This is a genomic window from Steroidobacter sp. (genome assembly GCF_036402275.1).
Classification (GTDB): Bacteria; Pseudomonadota; Gammaproteobacteria; order Steroidobacterales; family Steroidobacteraceae; genus Steroidobacter.
Genome location: NZ_DASWTF010000037.1, coordinates 1 through 18,486 on the forward strand (window position 1 = coordinate 1; position 18,486 = coordinate 18,486).

The following is an 18,486-nucleotide window of genomic DNA, read 5'->3' on the forward strand; positions in this document are numbered from 1 at the left end:
AGGAACACGCCGCCGACCGTGGGCGTGAAGAAGATCAGGAAGGCGGCGACCAGGACGAACACCGCGGTACTGAGCACGTCTTCCACCGTGTAGTACGGATGGAACGGAATCCCGTCCTCGGGCGTTCCGGCCGGCGTCAGCCGTTCGTGGATGTCGATGCCGTCCGGATTGTTTGAACCCACCTCGTGCAGCGCGAGGATGTGGATCGTCACCAGCAGCAACAGCACCAGCGGCAGCGCGATCACGTGCAGGGCGAAGAAGCGGTTGAGCGTGGCGTCGCCCGGCAGGTAGTCGCCCATGATCCATTCGGTCAGGCCGTTGCCGATGACCGGGATCGCGCCGAACAGCGAGATGATCACCTTGGCGCCCCAGAACGACATCTGGCCCCACGGCAGCACGTAGCCCATGAAGGCCTCGGCCATCAGGACCAGGTAGATCAGCATGCCCAGGACCCAGACCAGTTCGCGCGGTCGGTGGTACGAGCCGTAGAGCAGCGCCCGGAACATGTGCAGGTAGATGACGACGAAGAACAGCGATGCACCGGTGGAGTGCATGTAGCGGATCAACCAGCCCCACTCCACGTCGCGCATGATGTACTCGACCGACGCGAACGCATCCGCGGCCGAGGGCTTGTAGTTCATCGTCAGGAAGATGCCGGTGACGATCTGCAACACCAGCACCACCAGGGCGAGCGAGCCGAAGTAGTACCAGAAGTTGAAGTTCTTCGGCGCGTAGTACTCGCTGGCGTGTTCCTTCATGAAGCGAGTCATGGGGAAGCGCGCGTCGATCCAGTCGACCAGCTGCGCCATGCGCCCTTTTTCCTGCATCGTGGCGCTCATCAGGCGACCTCCGCGTCGACGCCGATCTGCACCACGTCGTTAGTGACGAAGCGGTAAGGCGGCACTTTGAGATTGGTGGGCGCGGGTACGTCCTTGAAGACGCGGCCGGCCAGATCGAACTTCGAGCCGTGGCACGGGCAATAGAAACCGCCGGGCCAGTCGGCGCCGAGCTCGGCGTCCGCCGGTTGGAAGCGGCTCAGCGGCGCGCAACCGAGATGGGTGCACACGCCGACGAGCACCAGGTACTCAGGCTTGAGCGAGCGAACGTCGTTCTGTGCGTACTTGGGCTGCTCCGACTGCTCGGACTTCGGATCGCGCAGCCGCTCGGCGAGCGCGGGATCCTCGAGCTGCTTCATCATTTCGGGCGAACGGCGCACGATGAAGATGGCCTGGCCGCGCCAGTTGACCTTCACCACGGCGCCCGGTTCGAGCTTACTGATGTCCTGCTCGACCGGCGCGCCCAGCGCCTGCGCGCGAGCGCTCGGTTTCCAGGAGGCCAGGAATGGCACGGCGGTCATCGCGGCGCCGGCAATGCCGGTCACCGTGGTCGCGACCAGCAAGAAATGGCGCCGGCCGCCATCCACCTTCTCAACTTCTGACGTCATCCAAGATCTCCGCGAGGCATCTTTCGCACGCGCACCTCACACCGGCGCCTGCGAGCCCGGGGCGAGGTTTCAAACGTTCAAGGAATTCCGCATTATACACACATCGATCAGCGCGCTATGAAGCGCCCCCCGGCCACCACCGGTACTGTCACTCGTGCCCACCGTGCCGCAGACCCTATTGTTCCTGCTGAAATGGACCCTGGTGGGCCTCGCCGTCGCAGCCGTGCTGCTATTGGCGCGGCCGATCCAGCAAGGCCCCACCGCCGCAGCCGCGCCCGCCCAGCAGGATTCGCCCGCGACGCCGGCATCCTTCACGCCGCGCGAAGGCGAAGTACGCACATCGTTTGCGGACGCCGTCAGCCGCGCCGGACCTGCGGTCGTCAACATTTACACGGCCCGTGTGGTCGCGAGTGTGCCCAACGCCGCGTTCGGCAATCCTCTGTTGCGACAGAATCCGGCCCAAGTCAGGCGGCGCGTGGAAGGCAGCCTCGGCTCCGGCGTCATCCTCGACACCGATGGCCATCTCGTGACCAACGATCACGTCATTCGGGGCGCGGACCAGATTCGCGTGCAACTCGCGGATGGCCGCGTGGCGACGCCCACGATCGTCGGCACGGATCCGGACACGGATTTAGCAGTGTTGCGCGTCGATCTGGAGAACCCGCCCGTCATGCCGATGGGGCGTTCCAACGTACTGCGCGCAGGCGATGTCGTACTCGCTATCGGCAATCCTTTCGGTCTCAGCCAGACCGTGACCCAGGGCATCGTGAGCGCGACGGGTCGGGGTCGGCTCGGCGTCACGGATTTCGAGGATTTCATTCAAACCGACGCCGCCATCAATTTCGGTAACTCGGGCGGCGCGCTGATCAATACGGATGGCGAGCTCATCGGCATCAACACCGCGGTGCTCGCGCAGACGCTCGGCACCGATGGCATCAGCTTCGCAATTCCCGTGAACATGGTGCGCGGGGTGATGGATCAGATCATCGAGCACGGTCGTGTGCGTCGAGGCTGGCTCGGTGTGTCTTCCGAAGAATTACCGAGGACCGCCGCTGCCGCGCTTGGCATCGATCCGCCCGTGGCGTTACGCATCACCTATGTGGACCCGCAGGGGCCGGCGGCGAAGGTGGGCATGCGCATGGATGACCTCGTCACCCACTTGAACGGTCAGGCCATCATCAACGCGCAGGAAGCTCTCAATCGCGTGGCCGCGATGGCGCCGGGCTCAGTCCTCGAAATTCGCGGCCGCCGCGGCCGCGAGGACCTGAGCTTCGAAGCCACTCTCGAAGATCGTCCTCCCCGCGGCTCCCGATAGCCGTTTTTCTCCATTTGGCCTGAAGACCCACCCCCTACCCCCTCCCGTGATGGGCAGGAAGCCCGAATGGTGCGGGCGCATGGACGCGCAGGAGCATCCATGTACGGGAGGGGACAGATATTTTTTTCTCCCTGCGGGAAAAACAAAATGCGGCGGCGTTAGGCGATGCGCTTTATCTGCGCGCCGATCTGTTCGAGCTTTTCTTCGATGCGCTCGTAACCGCGGTCGATGTGATAGATGCGGTGAATCTCCGTCGAGCCCTGCGCGACCAGCGCGGCGAGGACGAGGCTCGCCGAGGCGCGCAGATCGGTCGCCATCACCGGCGCGGCAGTCAGACGCGGCACGCCACGAATGATGGCCGTATTGCCTTCGATGCGAATGTCCGCACCGAGCCGCCGCATCTCCAGCATGTGCATGAAGCGGTTCTCGAAGATCGTCTCGGTCACCGCCGCCACGCCCTCCGCCACCGTATTCAGCGCCGCGAACTGCGCCTGCATGTCCGTCGGGAACGCCGGGTAAGGCGCGGTGCGAAGATCGACCGACTTCGGTCGACGGCCGCGCATGTCGAGATCGATCCAGGTGTCCCCCACTTCGATCTGCGCACCCGCTTCACGCAGCTTCAGCAGCACCGCGTCGAGATGATCCGGCCGCGTGCCCTTGATCTTCACGTGCCCGCCGGTGATCGCGCCGGCGACCAGGTACGTGCCCGTTTCGATGCGATCCGGCAGCACGTCGTAGCTCGCGCCGGTCAGCCGCTCCACGCCCTGCACTGTGATCACGTCAGTACCCGCGCCCTGGATCTTCGCGCCCATTGCGCTGAGGAAATTTGCGAGGTCGACCACTTCCGGCTCGCGCGCGGCGTTCTCGATGACCGTCTGACCGTCGGCCAGCGTCGCCGCCATCAGCAGATTTTCGGTACCCGTCACAGTCACCGTTTCGCAAACGATGCGCGCGCCCTTGAGGCGATTCGCCTTGGCGCGGATGTAGCCATTCTCGATCTGGATATCCGCGCCCATCGCGCGGAGGCCGTCGACGTGGATATTCACCGGACGCGCGCCGATGGCGCAGCCGCCGGGCAATGACACATCGGCGTGTCCAAAGCGCGCCAGCAGCGGGCCCAACACGACTATGGACGCGCGCATGGTCCGCACCAGCTCGTACGGCGCGACGAACGCATTCGTGGTGGACGCATCGACCTCGACTCGCATGCGATCGTCGATGGTGACGCTCACGCCCATGCGACCGAGCAGCTCGATCATGGTCGTGACGTCTTGGAGATGCGGCACATTGCCGACCGACACCGGCCCTTCGGCGAGCAACGTCGCGGCCAGGATGGGTAACGCGGCGTTCTTCGCGCCGGAGATGCGGACCTCGCCTTCCAGCGGCGCGCCGCCCTGAATCAGGAGTTTATCCATGAGTTACTTTTGTTCGGAGGGCGCGAACGCCTGGATGCTGAGCGCGTGGATCTCACGGCCCATCAGCTGTCCGAGCGTCGCGTACACCAGCTGATGACGCTGGATCATGCGGCGGCCCTCGAACTGGGGCGCGACGATCACGGCCTCGAAATGAGTGTCGTCGTCGGATGCGACGCGCACCTGCGCGCCAGGCAATCCGGTCTGGATCAGCGCTTGAACCTCGGCGGCATTCATCGATGGACCTGGAAGATGCAAAGGGCGGCCATCTTATCCGATCCGCGGGCCGCTCCGCCGCGTGGATTTACGCCTGGGACGACATGCAGTCGTGACAGGAAATGAACCAGCGGAGCAGCATGCCGCGTTATCATTCAGGGATGGGAACATTACCGACTTCCAATCGACTGGATTCTGAACAGTTGCTCGCGCGCGGCCGTCGCGTGCTGGCCACGGAAGTCGCTGCGGTGCAAGCCCTGGACGCCCGACTCGATGGTGGATTTGTTACTGCCTGCCAGCTGCTGTTCGACTGTCGCGGCCGTGTGGTCGTGACCGGCATGGGTAAATCCGGGCACATCGGTAACAAGATCGCCGCGACCCTGGCGAGCACCGGCACCCCGTCGTTTTTCCTGCACCCGGCCGAGGCCAGCCACGGCGACATCGGCATGATCACCCACGACGACGTGGTCGTCGCGATCTCCAACTCGGGCGAGACCGCGGAATTGCTGACCATCCTGCCGGTGATCAAGCGGCTCGGCGTGCCGCTCGTGGCCATGACCGGCAAAGCACAGTCGACGCTCGCCAAGGCCGCGACGGCGTTGCTCGACGTGAGCGTCGCCGAAGAAGCTTGTCCTCATAACCTCGCGCCGACCGCCAGCACCACGGCGACGCTCGCCATGGGCGACGCGCTCGCCGTCGCGGTGCTCGAGGCTCGCGGTTTCAGCGAGCAGGATTTCGCGCGTTCGCATCCGGGCGGCACCCTGGGACGAAGGTTGTTGTTACACGTCGAAGACGTGATGCGCACCGGCGCGCAGTTGCCCGTGGTCAGCCCGGACACCTCGCTCAAGGAGGGGCTGCTCGAGATCAGTCGCAAGGGCCTCGGCATGACTGCCGTGGTCGACGATGGGCAGCGGTTGCTCGGCATCTATACCGATGGCGATCTGCGGCGCACGCTGGACCATCCGATCGATATCAACGCCGTGCGCATGCGTGATGTGATGACGGCGCGGCCCAAGACCATCGCCCCACGGGTGCTGGCAGCCGAAGCCGTGCATCTGATGGAAAAGCATCGCATCACCCAGCTGCTGGTGACGGACGCCGATCATGTGCTGGTCGGCGCATTGAACGTTCATGATCTGTTACGCGCCGGGGTGATGTAATGGATACCCTGGTGGAACGCGCCAACGATGTACGCCTGCTGGTTCTGGACGTGGACGGAGTGCTGACCGACGGGCGCCTGTATTTCACGGCGCGCGGCGAGCAGATGAAATGTTTTCACGTGCGGGACGGCGCGGGCATCAAGCAAGTGCTGAATGCGGGGCTGCAGGTCGCGGTGATTTCGGGTCGGCAATCCAAGGCGGTCGATAAACGCATGAGCGAGCTCGGCGTGAACTGGATCCGGCAAGGCGTCCACGACAAGCTGGCGGCGCTGCGTGAGTTGCTGGAAATGCTCAATCTCACACCGCAAGCAGTGGCAAGCGTCGGTGACGACACACCGGACTTGTCGCTGTTCGAAGCTTCGCGGCTCGCCGTTGCCGTCGCCGACGCGCATCCGAGCGTGAAGTCGCGCGCGCATTTCATCACTCAGGCCAACGGGGGCCAGGGCGCAGTACGCGAGGTGTGCGATTTGCTGCTCGAAACGCGACAGATCGAAGTCAACCGGCGGGTGCACGGATGAACTGGCGCTGGGTATCTTTGGCCGCCGCGCTCGCCGCCATCGTGATCGGGTATGGCGCGTTCATCGACGACGGCGATACGCCGATGGCGAACCACGAGATGCCCGAGCAGCCCGGCTACTATTTGAAAGATGCGGTGATCCTGCGCACGCGCGAAGATGGCACGCCCGGGATCGAATTGATCGCACGGCGCATCCAGCAGCGGCTGAGCCGTCCGGCCCGCGGCGAGGCCATCACCATGGAATCCGTACGCGTCAATTATTTTGGCACGGACGATTGGCAGTGGGCTCTGACCGCGAACAGCGGACTGGTGCCGCCGAACTCACGCGTGGTGCAGCTGGAGGGCGACGTGGAGTTGCGCTCGCTGGAAGGCAAAGCGAACGCCTACCTGCGCACCAACGAGTTGGCCATCGACACCGAGAAGAACATCGCATACAGCACCCGCTCACCGGTGCAGATGCGCTTCGGGCAGCACACGATGACCGTGAAAAGCCTGCGCGCCGATTTGACCAGCGAAAAGCTAAGGCTGGAGACAGTGAATGGAAAGTTCGATCCGCAACCGCAGCGGTAGACCGCGGGCGCTCGCCGCGCTGCTGTCGCTGCTGTTCGTCGCGCAAGCCGACGCCGCCGCGACGGCACCGACGCTGGACGAGACCTTCGTCTACAGCGCCGACGTGCTCAGCTCCGATTTTCGGAATGACACCATCGACGTGTCAGGCAACGTGCGCGTCACGCAGGGCGCCTCCTCCATCGAGGCACAGACAGCGAAAGGCCGGAACATGAGCTCCGATACGCAGCGCTGGACTTTCGAGGACGCCGTGCACATCCGCACCGCCGAAGCGCAACTGGAATCCAATCTCGCGACCGCCGCGGTCGTGAATGGCCAGATCGCGAACGCGCGCGTCGAAGGCTCACCGGCGCGCTTCGAACAAATCAGCGCCGAGTCGAATCGCGAAGTACGCGGCCGCGCGGGCGTGATCGAATATGACTTCAGCACCGGCGTGGTGAAGCTCACCAACCAGGTGTGGTTCAGCAACGGCAAAGACGAGTTTCGCGCCGACGTGGTCGTCTACAGCGTCCGCGACGAGCGCGTGCAGATCAATCCGGGCGGCTCGTCGAACCGGGTCCGCGGCATCATCCGTCCGAACCAGAACAAAGTGCAGAACACCTTGCAGAAAACACCGGGCGGCGCCGCCGCCATCATCGAGCCGACGTTCAACGAACGCGGCGAGGCCATTGAGGGCGAGTCTATTGGCAATGCGCGCGCCGAAACGCAGCTGGCCACTGAAGGCGGCGCATGACTCGGCTGCGAGTCGAGGGGCTGGCCAAAAAATATCGCTCGCGACAGGTCGTCAAAAATCTGTCGCTAGAAGTGTCGAGCGGTGAAGTGGTCGGGCTGCTGGGCCCCAATGGCGCGGGCAAGACCACCGCGTTCTACATGATCGTCGGGCTGGTCCCCACGGACGCCGGCCGCATCCTCATCGACGACCAGGACATCTCCAAGCTGCCCGTGCATCGGCGCGCGCGGCTGGGCGTGGGATATCTGCCACAGGAAGCATCGGTGTTCCGCAAGCTCACGGTGGAACAGAACATCCGCGCCATCCTGGAAGTGCGCCCCAATCTCACCAACGACAAGCGCAACGCGCTGCTCGAATCGCTGCTCGACGAGCTGCACATCGGCCATATCCGCAACAGCCTCGGTCAGAGCCTGTCGGGCGGCGAGCGGCGGCGCGTCGAGATTGCGCGGGCCCTGGCCGCGGAGCCCGAGTTCATGCTGCTGGACGAGCCGTTCGCGGGCGTCGATCCGATCTCGGTGCTGGACATCCAGCGCATCATCCGGCACCTGGTCGCACGCAATATCGGCGTCTTGATTACCGATCATAACGTACGGGAAACCCTAGGGATTTGTGGCAGGGCCTATATCGTCAGCGGGGGCGGCGTGATCGCCGAGGGGACTGCCGACGAGATCCTTGCAAACCAGCAGGTCCGTGAGGTGTACTTGGGTCAGGACTTCCGGCTCTAGGCGCCCCGCGCCGCGGCCGGACCCCGCCGGCGGCGTTCCGCCGGCGCGTTGAGACCCACAAGCGAGACGAATGCTCAAGCCCGCCCTGCAGCTCCGACTCGGCCAGCAGCTGACCATGACCCCCCAGCTGCAACAGGCCATCCGCCTATTGCAGCTGCCCGTCCTGGAGCTTCAGGCGCAAATCCGCGAGGCGTTGGAAACCAACGTCATGCTGGAGGCCGAGGACGAGTCCGGCAGTCTGGAAACCGGCGAGTCGGCGCTCGAGCCTCAGTTCGAGTCGTCGTTCGAGTCCTCCACGCCCAGCTCCGAAGCGAGCACCGCCAGCGAGCACAGCGACCATAACGAGGGGAGCGAGGCGCGCGAGGCCGAGCAGCCGCTCGACATCGTCGAGGACCAGGACTGGAGCGATTCGCAGGTCACCGGCCCGGCCGAGTCGCCGTGGTCGGGCGACGACGATCACTCCCAGGATTTCTCCGACGCCCGCGGCGAGACGCTGCAGGAACATCTGACCTGGCAGCTGGAGATGTCTCGGCTCAACGAGCGCGAGATGCGCATCGGCGCCGCAATCATCGACGCCATCAACGACGACGGCTACGTCATCGAGCCGCTCGACGAAATCGCGCGCAATTTACAACCCGAGATCGTCGCGACCACCGCCGAGGTGGAGCGCGTACTCAAGCAGGTGCAAGCCATGGACCCCGCGGGCGTGGGCGCGCGGTCGGTCAGCGAATGCATCGAACTGCAGCTCCGCCAGTTGGATCCGGATACGCCGGGCCGCGAGACCGCGCTCGCCATCGCCGCCAGTTACCTGGATCAAGTCGCCGAACAGCAGTACGCGCTGCTGAGACGTCAGCTGCGCGTGACCGAAGAAGAACTGGAATACGCGCTGGTGTTGGTGCGCGCCTGTCAGCCTCGGCCCGGATCGAGCGTGCATTCCGTGCCGGCCGAGTACATCGTGCCGGATGTTTTCGTCCGCCGGACCGAGCGCGGCTGGGCGGTCGAGATCAATCCCGCGAGCCTGCCGCGCATTCGCGTCAACCAAAGTTATGCCGGCCTCATCGGCCGTTCCGCGGATCACGCCATGTTACGGACTCAGCTGCAGGAGGCCCGCTGGCTGATCCGCAGTCTCGAGATCCGTAATGAAACGCTGCTCAAGGTGGCCCGCTGCATCGTGCAGCGTCAGTCGGCGTTCCTCGAAAACGGCGACGAGTACATGCAGCCGATGATCCTGAAGGACGTCGCCGAAGCCGTGCAGATGCACGAGTCGACCATCTCGCGCGTCACCACCAACAAGTACATGCACACGCACCGGGGCGTGTTCGAGTTTCGTTATTTCTTTTCCAGCCACGTGGCCGCGAGCGACGGCACCGAGATGTCCTCGACCGCCATCCGCGCCAAGATCCGCAAGCTGGTCGCCGCGGAGGAGCCCGATAAGCCGCTTTCCGACAGCCGCATCGCCGACATCCTGTCGCAAGAGGGTGTGCTGGTGGCGCGGCGGACGGTTGCTAAATACCGCGAGGCGCTAGGTATACCTCCGTCCAGCGAACGCAAGAGAGTTTCGGTGAGATAGCCAGCAGTTCCCCCGCTCCACCTGTAGGAGGCTTCCATGCAACTGAACGTCACTGGTCACCATGTCGATGTCACCACTTCCATGAAGGGCTACGTCGAAAAGAAGCTGGACCGCATCGTCCGACATTCCGACCACATCATTGACGTTCACTGCATCCTCACCGTCGAGAAACAACGCCACAAAGCGGAGGCCAAAGTCCTGCTGAACGGCGCCATGGTCTACGCCGACGCGGTCGACATGGACATGTACGCGGCCATCGACGCGCTGGCCGACAAGCTCGACCGCAGGGTGAAGAAGCACAAGGAGAAACTGTCCGACCATCATGCGCTGGAGGCGCAGAAAGTCCGTCCGTCATAAACGGTCACTGCGCGGAAACATAAGGAAACGACAGCGCACCGTTCACAATTTGCAACAAAATTCGGCCGGCGGCGCGCATTCAGCGCGCGCCGCCGCGTCCGATCCCGCGCTCTCATTGCCGCCCCCTCGCCGCTCGCTGTAGTCTCTGCAACTGCGGCCCCTCCATCAGCGTTAACCGCAAACGCACGTCTGGTCTGTTATGCGTCTGGTCATCGTCAGCGGCCTGTCTGGATCCGGTAAGAGCGTGGCGCTGCACATGCTCGAGGATCTCGACTATTACTGCGTGGACAACATCCCCGCGGGTCTGCTGCCAATGTTCATCTCGCACACGGTGCGCTCGCGCGAATCGACATACGGTTACACCGCAGTCGGCGTCGATGCTCGCAACCGACCGGCGGAGATCGCTTCCGTGCCGAAACTGGTCGCCGATCTCAAGCGCAGCGGCGTCGGATGTGAAGTGCTGTTCCTGCGCGCCGACCAGGAAGCATTGCTGAAACGTTACAGCGAGACGCGCCGCCGTCATCCGCTGAGTCGTGAAGGCCTCGGGCTGGCCGACGCCATCAGTCAGGAGCAGTCGCTGCTCGAACCGATCGCCGACGCCGCCGATCTGATCATCGACACCACGCGCACCAGCGTGCACGAGTTGCGCGAGCTGATTCGCGACCGGGTCGGCGCCCGCGTCGAAGGACGGATGTCCATCCTGTTCGAGTCGTTCGCGTTCCGACACGGCGTGCCCGGCGACGCCGACTTCGTGTTCGACGTGCGCAGCCTGCCGAATCCTTATTGGGAGCCCGGCCTCGCGCGCTTCACGGGCCGCGATCCGGCAGTCGTGGAGTATCTGGAGCGCCATCCGCAGGTCACCAAGATGTTCGACGACATCGTCGCCTTCCTGGAACACTGGATTCCTGAGCTGGTGCGTACGAACCGCAGCTACCTGACGATTGCAATCGGCTGTACCGGTGGCCAGCATCGCTCGGTGTATCTGGTGGAGCGACTGGCGCGGCATTTCTCCGCGAAGTTTCCGCAGGTCCACGCCCGTCATCAGGTGGTCGGAGTCCACCGCGCCAGCTAATAACCACACGCGCAGAAAATTCGCCCGGACTTAACTTCGCGTGCGCGCCGCTCGCCGCTACACTGCGCGCGCATGACCGAAGCCCAGGAACAAAAGCAGACCCGACTCGCCGCGCTACGCAGCGCGCTCGAGCAAGGATCGCTGCGCCATGGGCATCGGCTCATCAATAGCCTGCATCCAGCGGAAATCGCCTCTCTGATCGAGTCGCTGCCGCCGGCCCGCCGCGAGATCGTCTGGGAGTTCGTCGATCCGGAGATCGAGGGCGACGTGCTGATCGAGCTCAACGAGGAAGTGCGCGCCGAGCTGATCGGCGGCATGGACGCCGAGGAGCTGATCGCCGCCACCGAAGGCATGGAGGTGGACGACCTCGCCGACTTGATCGGCGACCTGCCCGAGACGCTGAACGAGCGCGTGCTGCACTCCATGGACGCGCAGGATCGCGAGCGTCTGACGGCGGTCATGCAGTTCGAGCAGGACAGCGCGGGCGGTCTGATGAATCTCGACGCCGTCACCGTCCGCGCGGACGTGACCCTCGAAGTGGTGCTGCGCTACCTGCGCATGCGTGGCGAGCTGCCGGCGCGCACCGACCAGCTGTTCGTGGTCAATCGCCACGACAAGTACCGTGGGGCCGTGGACATAACGCGCCTGCTAACGGAGGACCCCGAGAAAACCGTCGGCGAAGTGATGGACTCGAGCGTCGAAGGCATTCCGCCCGAAACGCCGGCGCGCGAAGTGGCGAAGCTGTTCGAAGATCGCGACCTCGTGTCCGCCGCCGTCGTGACCAGCGACGGCCGCCTGCTCGGCCGTATCACCGTCGACGACGTGGTCGACGTCATCCGTGAAGAAGCCGACCACTCGGTCATGAGCATGGCCGGTCTCGGCGAAGACGAAGATATGTTCGCCGGCGTCGTGACCAGCGCACGCCGCCGCGCTGTCTGGCTGAGCGTGAATCTGGCGACCGCCTTCCTGGCCGCCAACGTGGTGGGCTTGTTCGAAGCCACCATCGAGAAGGTTGTGGCGCTGGCGGTGCTCATGCCGATCGTGGCGAGCATGGGCGGCATCGCCGGCAGTCAGACTCTCGTGCTGATTATTCGCGGCCTGGCGCTGGGTCAGGTCGAGCAGGCGAACGCGCGCTGGCTGCTGATACGCGAAGTATCCGTCGGCTTGTTGAACGGCGTCGGACTGGCGACTGTCGTGGCGCTGGCGGCGGGCGTCTGGTTCGAAGAGTGGACCATCGGCGTGATCATCTTCGCCGCGCTGCTGATCAATCTGCTTGCGGCCGCATTGGCGGGCGTCGGTGTGCCGCTGGTGCTCAAGCGCATGGGCATCGATCCCGCGCTCGCGGGCGGCGTGATCCTCACCACCGTCACGGATACGGTCGGGTTCGCCTCACTTCTGGGCCTCGGCACGCTGTTCCTTACGTGAGTCCATCCGGCGCAGGATGGCGGTGGCGCCGGTCGACGTGACCGAGTAGCCGGCGAGGAACGACATCAGATCGTCCGCGCGCTTCATCGCGTCCTGATAACCGAGGGCGATCAGCTCGCGCGTGTATGTGTCCTGGAACAACAGATAACTCATCAGCTGGCCGCCGCCGGTGTTCATCGCGCCCAAGGTTCGCAGCAACACCCGCAGGCTGCGTGGCAACGAGGCCACGTGATGGCGCGCGATCTCCGACAGATCGCGGCTCGGCAGAATCACCAGCATGTCGATGCGCCGCAGATGCACGGCGCCATCTGGATTGTTGACGGTCACGGGTCCAACGCGATCCACGATCTGATTCAGCTGTGTCAGCCGCTCCAGATCGGAATACATGCCGTCGGTGAACAACGAGTCGAGCATATATCCGAAGATCTGCCCGAACGTGGGACACAGCGGCGGCACCGCCATGGTCGGCGACGTTTCGTTGCGCGTGCCCACGACCAGCAAACGTTGCGCGCCCAGATGAATGGCGGCGCTGAACGGATTTGCTTCGCGCATCGCGCCGTCGCCGTAATACTCGTCGCCCAACAATACCGGCGGAAACAGAAACGGCACGGCGACGCTGGCCATCAAATGCTCCACCGACAACGACACCGGCTCGCCGGCGCGTCGAGTGCGCCGCCACGGCGCGCAGCCCTGTTTGGCTTCGAAGAACGAGACCGAACGAGTGCTGGCGTAACCGGCGGTGGACATGGCGATGGCGTCCAGATGACCGTCGGCGATGGAGCGGGCGATGCGGCTGAAATCGAATTGCTCCTTGAGCAGCTCGCGCAGCGGCGAGTTGTCGAACAACGATTTCGGCGGGGGCAACAGCCAGCCGCCCGACATCATCGCGAGAAACCAATGCAGGCTGGCGCGCAGCATGCTGGCCGTGTCGGCACGAAATACCTGGCCTACCTGAAAATTGCGCCAGACGCGCTCCAGGTTACCGACCGCGACGCGGAAACGATCCGCGTGGACCGCGATGGCGGTGGCATTCACAGCGCCCGCCGAGGTGCCGGTGACGACCGGAAAAGGATTGATGGCGCGCGCCGGCAACAGATCCGCGAGCGCTCGCAGGACGCCCACTTGATAGGCGGCCCGTGCGCCGCCTCCCGGCAATACCAGCCCCACTTTGGGCGGTCCGACCGGAGGCGCGGATGTCGGAGTGCGCTCGCTCATAGGTGATGAATCCGTGCCGAAGTCGTTGGCGAAATTCCCGGCGGTGTGGAATGGATCCGGGCGCTCGCCGCTGACGTTTAGTATGGCATAGTGGCCCGGATCGCCTCGTGACACATGTTTCAGTGTCGCCGCCCAACGTCATCTTGGACCTCGTCATCCCGTCCTGCACCCTGCCGGACCGACCTCAGGGGATCGCCATGCATCGACTTCGTTTGACTCGTCTGAATGTTCACTCCTGGGTTCGCACCTGGGTCCTGGCCATGACCTTCACCTGGCTCGCCGCCAGCATCGCCGCCGAGGCCGAAGCCGCCGAAAGCCCCGCGGTGGGCAGCGCCGCGCCCGACTTCAAACTGCAGGACCAGAACGGCAAGGTGCACGAGCTGAAGAACTATCGCGGCAAGTGGGTGGCGTTGTATTTCTATCCCAAGGACAAGACGCCCGGCTGCACGACCCAGGCGTGCGAGTTCCGCGACAACGTCTTCGCCTTCCGCGACGCCGGCGCGGTGATCCTGGGCGTCAGCGTCGACGACGTCGAATCGCACAAAGAATTTTCAGAAAAACACAGCCTGCCGTTTCCCATCCTCGCCGACGACAAGAAGGTCGTGGCCAAAGAATACGGCGTATTGAAACGTTTCCTCGGCACCGTGGAATTGGCCAAGCGGGACACCTTCTTGATCGACCCCGAAGGCAAGGTCGTCCGCCACTACGAAGACGTGGATCCGAAGGGCCACTCGCAGGTGGTGCTGAAAGACATCAAGGAACTTCAGGCGAAGAAGAGCTGAGTCGCCGCGCTTTTAGCTGAATCGATTCTTTTCGCTAAAGAAAACCCTCTCCGCCTAACCCCCTCTCCGTTGGGAGAGAGGGAATATGATTCTTACTTCAGATGAAGTGCCGCTGCTGAAATCCGCGATCGTTTCAAGCTACCACTCTGAAATCCGTCGCCGTTTCAAATTACCACGGGCCTGGCTCTGCGCGGCCGGGGTGGGTGGGCGGACATTTGGCGGCCGCCGCCGCGCGCCGGTTTGCGGTTCGGCGGCTGGTGACGTGGGAACGCTGAGCTGACACCCGTGACGCCGAACCCTCCGGCGCGCAAGGCTCGCCATTTATTTCGACCTGTCTTCAGGTCGAAATAAATGAAGCGCGGCCGCCCCATGTCCGCCCGCCGACCCCGACTGGGCAGAGCCAGGACCCCTAACAAGTGCCACTCCGGTCTCCAGACCGCGCAGCAAGGACCGGGTTACTCGAAAGGACCACTCATTACTTCGGTTGACATGTGATCCCCGCACGATAGTATTTCGTATACTAAACCTACGCAGGGGACTCGGATGGCGCGGAGCAGGTCGGCGGCACTCACGACTCTTTCAGTAATCGTCGGCTGGACCTGTCAGGTCGGGCTGGCGGCCGAGCCGCAGAAGGCGACGGTGCCTGATCCTATTCCTGCACGCACTGAAGGTGTCGGTCCGCATAAGCGCATCGTTCTGCGCAATGTGACCATCGTCAACGGAACGGGCGCGCCCGCGCAGGGGCCGTACGATGTGGTGATCAGCGGCGATCGCATCGGTGAGTTGAAAGCGATTGGCGCGCCGGGGGCGATCGATCCGAAGCTGCGGGCTGCTGCGGGCGATTATGAGATGGATCTGACGGGCTATTACGTCCTGCCCGGTTTCGTCGACACGCACACGCATCTGCATAGTCTCGGTGACAAACAGCATGTGCCCTCCGACTACATTCTGAAGCTCTGGCTGGGGCACGGCGTCACGTCAGTGCGCGATGTAGGTAGCGACCGTCCCATCGAATGGCTCGTGGACATCAAACAGCGCAGCGCGCGCAATGAGATCGTCGCGCCGCGCATCGATGTCTATCCGATGTTTCATCAGATCCTCGCGACCCCGCCGAACGATGTGAACACGGCGCGCCAGGCCATTCGTGACGCCAAGCGTCGAGGCGCCGATGGCATCAAGTTCATCAACGGCGAGCAGGACGTGCTGTTCGCGGCGCTGGACGAGGCCGAGAAGATCGGCCTGCGCACGACCATGCATCACGCCCAGCAAGTGGTTGCCTACGCGAACGTCCTCGACACCTCAGCTCACGGGTTGGATTCGATGGAACATTGGTACGGCTTGCCCGAAGCCATGTTCACCGATCGCTCGGTGCAAGGCTGGCCCACCGACTATGTGAACACCGACGAGCAGATGCGCTTCGGCGAAGCGGGGCGCTTGTGGAAACAATCCGCCGCGCCGGGCTCGGACTCGTGGAACAAGGTGATGGATAAGTTGCTCGAACGAAAGTTCGTGCTCAGCCCGACATTCACCGCCTATCTGACCAGCCGCGATTTCATGCGTATGAGCCGCGCTGCCTGGCACGACGAATACACGATGCCGTCACTGTGGGACTGGTATCGCCCCAGCCGCGTGAATCACGGCTCGTACTGGTTCGAGTGGACGACCGAGCATGAAGTGGCGTGGCGCGAGAACTATCAGCTGTGGATGCGCTTCGTGAACGAATACAAGAACCGCGGCGGCACAGTCACGGTCGGCAGCGACAGCGGCTACATCTATAACCTCTACGGCTTCGGCTACATCCAGGAGATGGAGTTGCTCCGCGAGGCTGGCTTCAGCTCGCTCGAGGTCATTCACGCCGCCACCGAAGCCGGCGCGAAAGCGCTCGGCCACGAGGACACTGTCGGCACGATTCGCGTCGGTCGCAAGGCGGACCTGGTGATCGTGAAGGGCAATCCGGTCGCAAATCTGAAGCTGTTGTTCGGCACCGGCACGCTGCGGTTGAACGACGAGAGCGGCCAGGTGGAGCGCATCGGCGGCATCGACTACGTCATGAAGGACGGCATCATGTACGACGCCCGCAAATTGCGCGCCGAAGTTCGCGAGATGGTCCTTCGCGAAAAGTCCGAAAGACACATTGGCCCCGGCCCGATGAAGATCGAAGCCGTGGACCACTCTCACTGATTACTGAAAGAGAATGCGCATGCGTCAGCTCCGAAACATTGCGGTCACCCTGCTGCTGGTCGCGCCCGTGTGGGCGAACGTCGCCGCTGCCCAGAGCGCCGACGAACGCCTGCGAGCGCTGTACACGGCGGAGTGGGATTGGCGTCTGAAGGAAATGGCGCGCGAGCCCGGCGATCCGAAGCGGGGCGCGACGGCCGACCATCTGCCGAAAGTCGACGCAGCAACGGAGCAAGCGCGGCTTCAGTACTGGACCAAGACGCTGCAGCAGCTCGATCAGATTCCGGTCGATCAGCTCTCCGCCGAGGAAAAGATCAACGCCGGCGTGTTCCGCACCATTCTCCAGGACGAGATCACCGACATCCGCTTCAAGACCTACGAAGCGCCATTCAACGCCGATACGTTTTTCTGGACCAACTTCACGCCGCGCGAAGGTTTCATCACGGCGGACGAGTATCGCCGTTATCTCGGTCGCATCGCCGATGTGCCGCGCTATTTCGATGAGCACATCGCCAACATGCGCGCCGGATTGAAGCGCGGCTTCTCCGTGCCGAAGGTCTCTGTCACCGGTCGCGATCGCACCATCGAGCCTTATCTGAAAGCGGACGACACCAATCCGTTGTATGCCCCCTTCGCGATGATGCCCGTGTCGATTCCGAAGGAGCAGCAGGCGGAATTGCAAGCCGAGGCGCGCAAGGTGATCGCCGAGAAGGCGGTTCCTGCGTACACGAAACTCCTCGACTTCATTCGTAAGGAATACCTAGTCAAGGCGCGCACCACGCTGGCTGCATCGAAGCTCCCCGACGGCCCGGCGTACTACCAGGCCATGATCGAGAAGTTCACGACGCTGAAGCTCACCGCTCCGCAGATTCATGAGATCGGTCTGAGCGAAGTCGCGCGCATCAAAGGCGAAATGGAAGAGACGATGCGCCGCACCGGCTTCAAGGGAACCTTGCCGGAGTTCATGACCTTCTTGCGCACCGATCCGCAGTTCTATGCCAAGACACCGCGCGAGCTGCTGCAGACGGCGGCCTACATCGTCAAAAAAGCCGACCTGAAGCTCAAGGACACGATCGGGACGTTGCCGCGCTTCCGTCACGGCATCCTGCCGGTGCCCGATGCGCTGGCGCCGATCTACACCGGCGGCCGAGGCGGTCTTGAAAGCTGCTTGTTCAATACCTACAACTTGCCGGCGCGTCCGCTCTACACATTGCCGTCGCTCGCGTTGCATGAGTGCACGCCCGGTCACAGCTTCCAGGCAGCGCTCGCGTTGGAGGGGCCGAAGCGGCCGGCGTTCCGCAACGAGATTTACTTCTCGGGCTACGGTGAAGGCTGGGGCCTGTACACGGAGTGGCTGGGCCGCGTGATGGGCATTTACGAAACGCCGTATGAGGAGTTCGGTCAGCTCGTGTATGAAATGTGGCGCGCCGCACGTCTCGTGGTCGATACCGGCATTCATCATTACGGCTGGAGCCGCGAGCAGGCACTTGCTTACATGAGGGACAACGTCGCCTTGTCCGAGCACGAGATCACGACCGAGGTCGATCGCTACATCGCGTGGCCGGGCCAGGCGGTTGCGTATAAGCTCGGCGAGCTGCAGATCCGCCGCCATCGCAAGGAAGCGGAGCAGGCGCTCGGGGCGAAGTTCGATCAACGTAAATTCCATGACGCGATTCTGGCGATCGGCGCGGTGCCGCTGCCGGTGCTGGAACAGCGCATGGCTCAGTTCATCGCCGACGGTGGCGAGAATCCGCCGCCGGCGGCGGACGAACGCAGTTTCTCGGCGCCGTGATCCGCCATC

The 18,486-nt window shown here is 63.6% G+C and carries 18 protein-coding genes; 13 read left to right on the top strand and 5 right to left on the bottom strand.

Features of this window, described 5'->3' with window-relative positions:
• Nucleotides 1–809: cytochrome bc complex cytochrome b subunit (locus tag VGD45_RS23555; protein WP_349263347.1), on the bottom strand; the 809-nt coding region annotated here is incomplete at its 3' end.
• A 29-nt stretch (nucleotides 810–838) separates the two neighbouring features.
• Nucleotides 839–1,444, bottom strand: a complete 606-nt coding sequence (gene petA / locus VGD45_RS23560) for a ubiquinol-cytochrome c reductase iron-sulfur subunit (RefSeq protein ID WP_331157815.1) — start codon at nucleotides 1,442–1,444, stop codon at nucleotides 839–841.
• A gap of 163 nt (nucleotides 1,445–1,607) precedes the next feature.
• Between petA and VGD45_RS23565 the strand changes: the two genes are divergently transcribed.
• Nucleotides 1,608–2,759: a S1C family serine protease gene (locus tag VGD45_RS23565; RefSeq protein WP_331157816.1), complete on the top strand. Its 1,152-nt coding sequence runs from the start codon at nucleotides 1,608–1,610 to the stop codon at nucleotides 2,757–2,759.
• A gap of 158 nt (nucleotides 2,760–2,917) precedes the next feature.
• Here the strand turns inward: VGD45_RS23565 and murA are convergent, their stop codons facing one another.
• Together murA and VGD45_RS23575 are read right to left on the bottom strand one after the other, a co-directional pair.
• A complete protein-coding gene (murA, locus tag VGD45_RS23570; RefSeq protein WP_331157817.1) occupies nucleotides 2,918–4,174 on the bottom strand; it encodes a UDP-N-acetylglucosamine 1-carboxyvinyltransferase in 1,257 nt (418 codons plus the stop codon).
• Between the two features lie 3 nt (nucleotides 4,175–4,177).
• Complete coding sequence (locus VGD45_RS23575) at nucleotides 4,178–4,408, bottom strand: BolA family protein (RefSeq protein WP_116810387.1); 231 nt, start codon at nucleotides 4,406–4,408, stop codon at nucleotides 4,178–4,180.
• Nucleotides 4,409–4,527: 119 nt separating this feature from the next.
• Here VGD45_RS23575 and VGD45_RS23580 point away from each other — a divergent pair, with 119 nt between their 5' ends.
• The 9 genes from VGD45_RS23580 (at nucleotide 4,528) to mgtE (ending at nucleotide 12,510) form a co-directional block, all read left to right on the top strand.
• On the top strand, nucleotides 4,528–5,547 hold the full coding sequence (locus tag VGD45_RS23580) for a KpsF/GutQ family sugar-phosphate isomerase (protein WP_331157818.1): 1,020 nt from the start codon (nucleotides 4,528–4,530) through the stop codon (nucleotides 5,545–5,547).
• On the top strand, nucleotides 5,547–6,065 hold the full coding sequence (kdsC, locus tag VGD45_RS23585) for a 3-deoxy-manno-octulosonate-8-phosphatase KdsC (protein WP_331157819.1): 519 nt from the start codon (nucleotides 5,547–5,549) through the stop codon (nucleotides 6,063–6,065). The genes VGD45_RS23580 and kdsC overlap by 1 nt, the downstream gene beginning before the upstream one ends.
• Nucleotides 6,062–6,634: an LPS export ABC transporter periplasmic protein LptC gene (gene lptC / locus VGD45_RS23590; protein ID WP_331157820.1), complete on the top strand. Its 573-nt coding sequence runs from the start codon at nucleotides 6,062–6,064 to the stop codon at nucleotides 6,632–6,634. The genes kdsC and lptC overlap by 4 nt, the downstream gene beginning before the upstream one ends.
• A complete protein-coding gene (locus VGD45_RS23595) occupies nucleotides 6,603–7,364 on the top strand; it encodes an LptA/OstA family protein (RefSeq protein WP_331157821.1) in 762 nt (253 codons plus the stop codon). Before lptC ends, VGD45_RS23595 begins: the two co-directional genes overlap by 32 nt.
• Nucleotides 7,361–8,086: an LPS export ABC transporter ATP-binding protein gene (gene lptB, locus VGD45_RS23600; RefSeq protein WP_331157822.1), complete on the top strand. Its 726-nt coding sequence runs from the start codon at nucleotides 7,361–7,363 to the stop codon at nucleotides 8,084–8,086. Before VGD45_RS23595 ends, lptB begins: the two co-directional genes overlap by 4 nt.
• A gap of 70 nt (nucleotides 8,087–8,156) precedes the next feature.
• On the top strand, nucleotides 8,157–9,656 hold the full coding sequence (locus VGD45_RS23605; protein WP_331157823.1) for an RNA polymerase factor sigma-54: 1,500 nt from the start codon (nucleotides 8,157–8,159) through the stop codon (nucleotides 9,654–9,656).
• A gap of 36 nt (nucleotides 9,657–9,692) precedes the next feature.
• Nucleotides 9,693–10,013: a ribosome hibernation-promoting factor, HPF/YfiA family gene (gene hpf / locus VGD45_RS23610; RefSeq protein WP_331157824.1), complete on the top strand. Its 321-nt coding sequence runs from the start codon at nucleotides 9,693–9,695 to the stop codon at nucleotides 10,011–10,013.
• 199 nt (nucleotides 10,014–10,212) lie between these two features.
• The gene (gene rapZ / locus VGD45_RS23615; protein ID WP_331157825.1) at nucleotides 10,213–11,085 is read left to right on the top strand and encodes an RNase adapter RapZ; all 873 of its coding nucleotides are present in this window, start codon (nucleotides 10,213–10,215) and stop codon (nucleotides 11,083–11,085) included.
• Nucleotides 11,086–11,157: 72 nt separating this feature from the next.
• Nucleotides 11,158–12,510, top strand: a complete 1,353-nt coding sequence (gene mgtE / locus VGD45_RS23620; RefSeq protein ID WP_331157826.1) for a magnesium transporter — start codon at nucleotides 11,158–11,160, stop codon at nucleotides 12,508–12,510.
• Here the strand turns inward: mgtE and VGD45_RS23625 are convergent.
• Nucleotides 12,475–13,725, bottom strand: a complete 1,251-nt coding sequence (locus tag VGD45_RS23625; protein WP_331157827.1) for a patatin-like phospholipase family protein — start codon at nucleotides 13,723–13,725, stop codon at nucleotides 12,475–12,477. The genes mgtE and VGD45_RS23625 overlap by 36 nt on opposite strands.
• Nucleotides 13,726–13,922: 197 nt before the next feature.
• On the opposite strand from VGD45_RS23625, the gene VGD45_RS23630 reads away from it, so the two are divergent.
• The 3 genes from VGD45_RS23630 (at nucleotide 13,923) to VGD45_RS23640 (ending at nucleotide 18,477) form a co-directional block, all read left to right on the top strand.
• Nucleotides 13,923–14,507 (top strand): peroxiredoxin, encoded by a 585-nt coding sequence (locus tag VGD45_RS23630; RefSeq protein WP_331157828.1) that lies wholly within the window; start codon nucleotides 13,923–13,925, stop codon nucleotides 14,505–14,507.
• A 543-nt stretch (nucleotides 14,508–15,050) separates the two neighbouring features.
• Entirely contained in the window at nucleotides 15,051–16,688 is a 1,638-nt protein-coding gene (locus VGD45_RS23635) for an amidohydrolase family protein (RefSeq protein WP_331157829.1), read from the top strand.
• 19 nt (nucleotides 16,689–16,707) lie between these two features.
• Nucleotides 16,708–18,477, top strand: coding sequence for a DUF885 domain-containing protein (locus tag VGD45_RS23640; protein WP_331157830.1), 1,770 nt, complete (start codon nucleotides 16,708–16,710; stop codon nucleotides 18,475–18,477).
• Nucleotides 18,478–18,486: the final 9 nt, after the last annotated feature.

Coding starts and splice junctions, on each gene's coding strand:
- petA (WP_331157815.1), bottom strand. CDS start 1,444: ATGACGTCAGAAGTTGAGAAGGTGGATGGCGGCCGGCGCCATTTCTTG.
- murA (WP_331157817.1), bottom strand. CDS start 4,174: ATGGATAAACTCCTGATTCAGGGCGGCGCGCCGCTGGAAGGCGAGGTC.
- VGD45_RS23575 (WP_116810387.1), bottom strand. CDS start 4,408: ATGAATGCCGCCGAGGTTCAAGCGCTGATCCAGACCGGATTGCCTGGC.
- VGD45_RS23580 (WP_331157818.1), top strand. CDS start 4,528: ATGCCGCGTTATCATTCAGGGATGGGAACATTACCGACTTCCAATCGA.
- kdsC (WP_331157819.1), top strand. CDS start 5,547: ATGGATACCCTGGTGGAACGCGCCAACGATGTACGCCTGCTGGTTCTG.
- lptC (WP_331157820.1), top strand. CDS start 6,062: ATGAACTGGCGCTGGGTATCTTTGGCCGCCGCGCTCGCCGCCATCGTG.
- VGD45_RS23595 (WP_331157821.1), top strand. CDS start 6,603: ATGGAAAGTTCGATCCGCAACCGCAGCGGTAGACCGCGGGCGCTCGCC.
- lptB (WP_331157822.1), top strand. CDS start 7,361: ATGACTCGGCTGCGAGTCGAGGGGCTGGCCAAAAAATATCGCTCGCGA.
- VGD45_RS23605 (WP_331157823.1), top strand. CDS start 8,157: ATGCTCAAGCCCGCCCTGCAGCTCCGACTCGGCCAGCAGCTGACCATG.
- hpf (WP_331157824.1), top strand. CDS start 9,693: ATGCAACTGAACGTCACTGGTCACCATGTCGATGTCACCACTTCCATG.
- rapZ (WP_331157825.1), top strand. CDS start 10,213: ATGCGTCTGGTCATCGTCAGCGGCCTGTCTGGATCCGGTAAGAGCGTG.
- mgtE (WP_331157826.1), top strand. CDS start 11,158: ATGACCGAAGCCCAGGAACAAAAGCAGACCCGACTCGCCGCGCTACGC.
- VGD45_RS23625 (WP_331157827.1), bottom strand. CDS start 13,725: ATGAGCGAGCGCACTCCGACATCCGCGCCTCCGGTCGGACCGCCCAAA.
- VGD45_RS23630 (WP_331157828.1), top strand. CDS start 13,923: ATGCATCGACTTCGTTTGACTCGTCTGAATGTTCACTCCTGGGTTCGC.
- VGD45_RS23635 (WP_331157829.1), top strand. CDS start 15,051: ATGGCGCGGAGCAGGTCGGCGGCACTCACGACTCTTTCAGTAATCGTC.
- VGD45_RS23640 (WP_331157830.1), top strand. CDS start 16,708: ATGCGTCAGCTCCGAAACATTGCGGTCACCCTGCTGCTGGTCGCGCCC.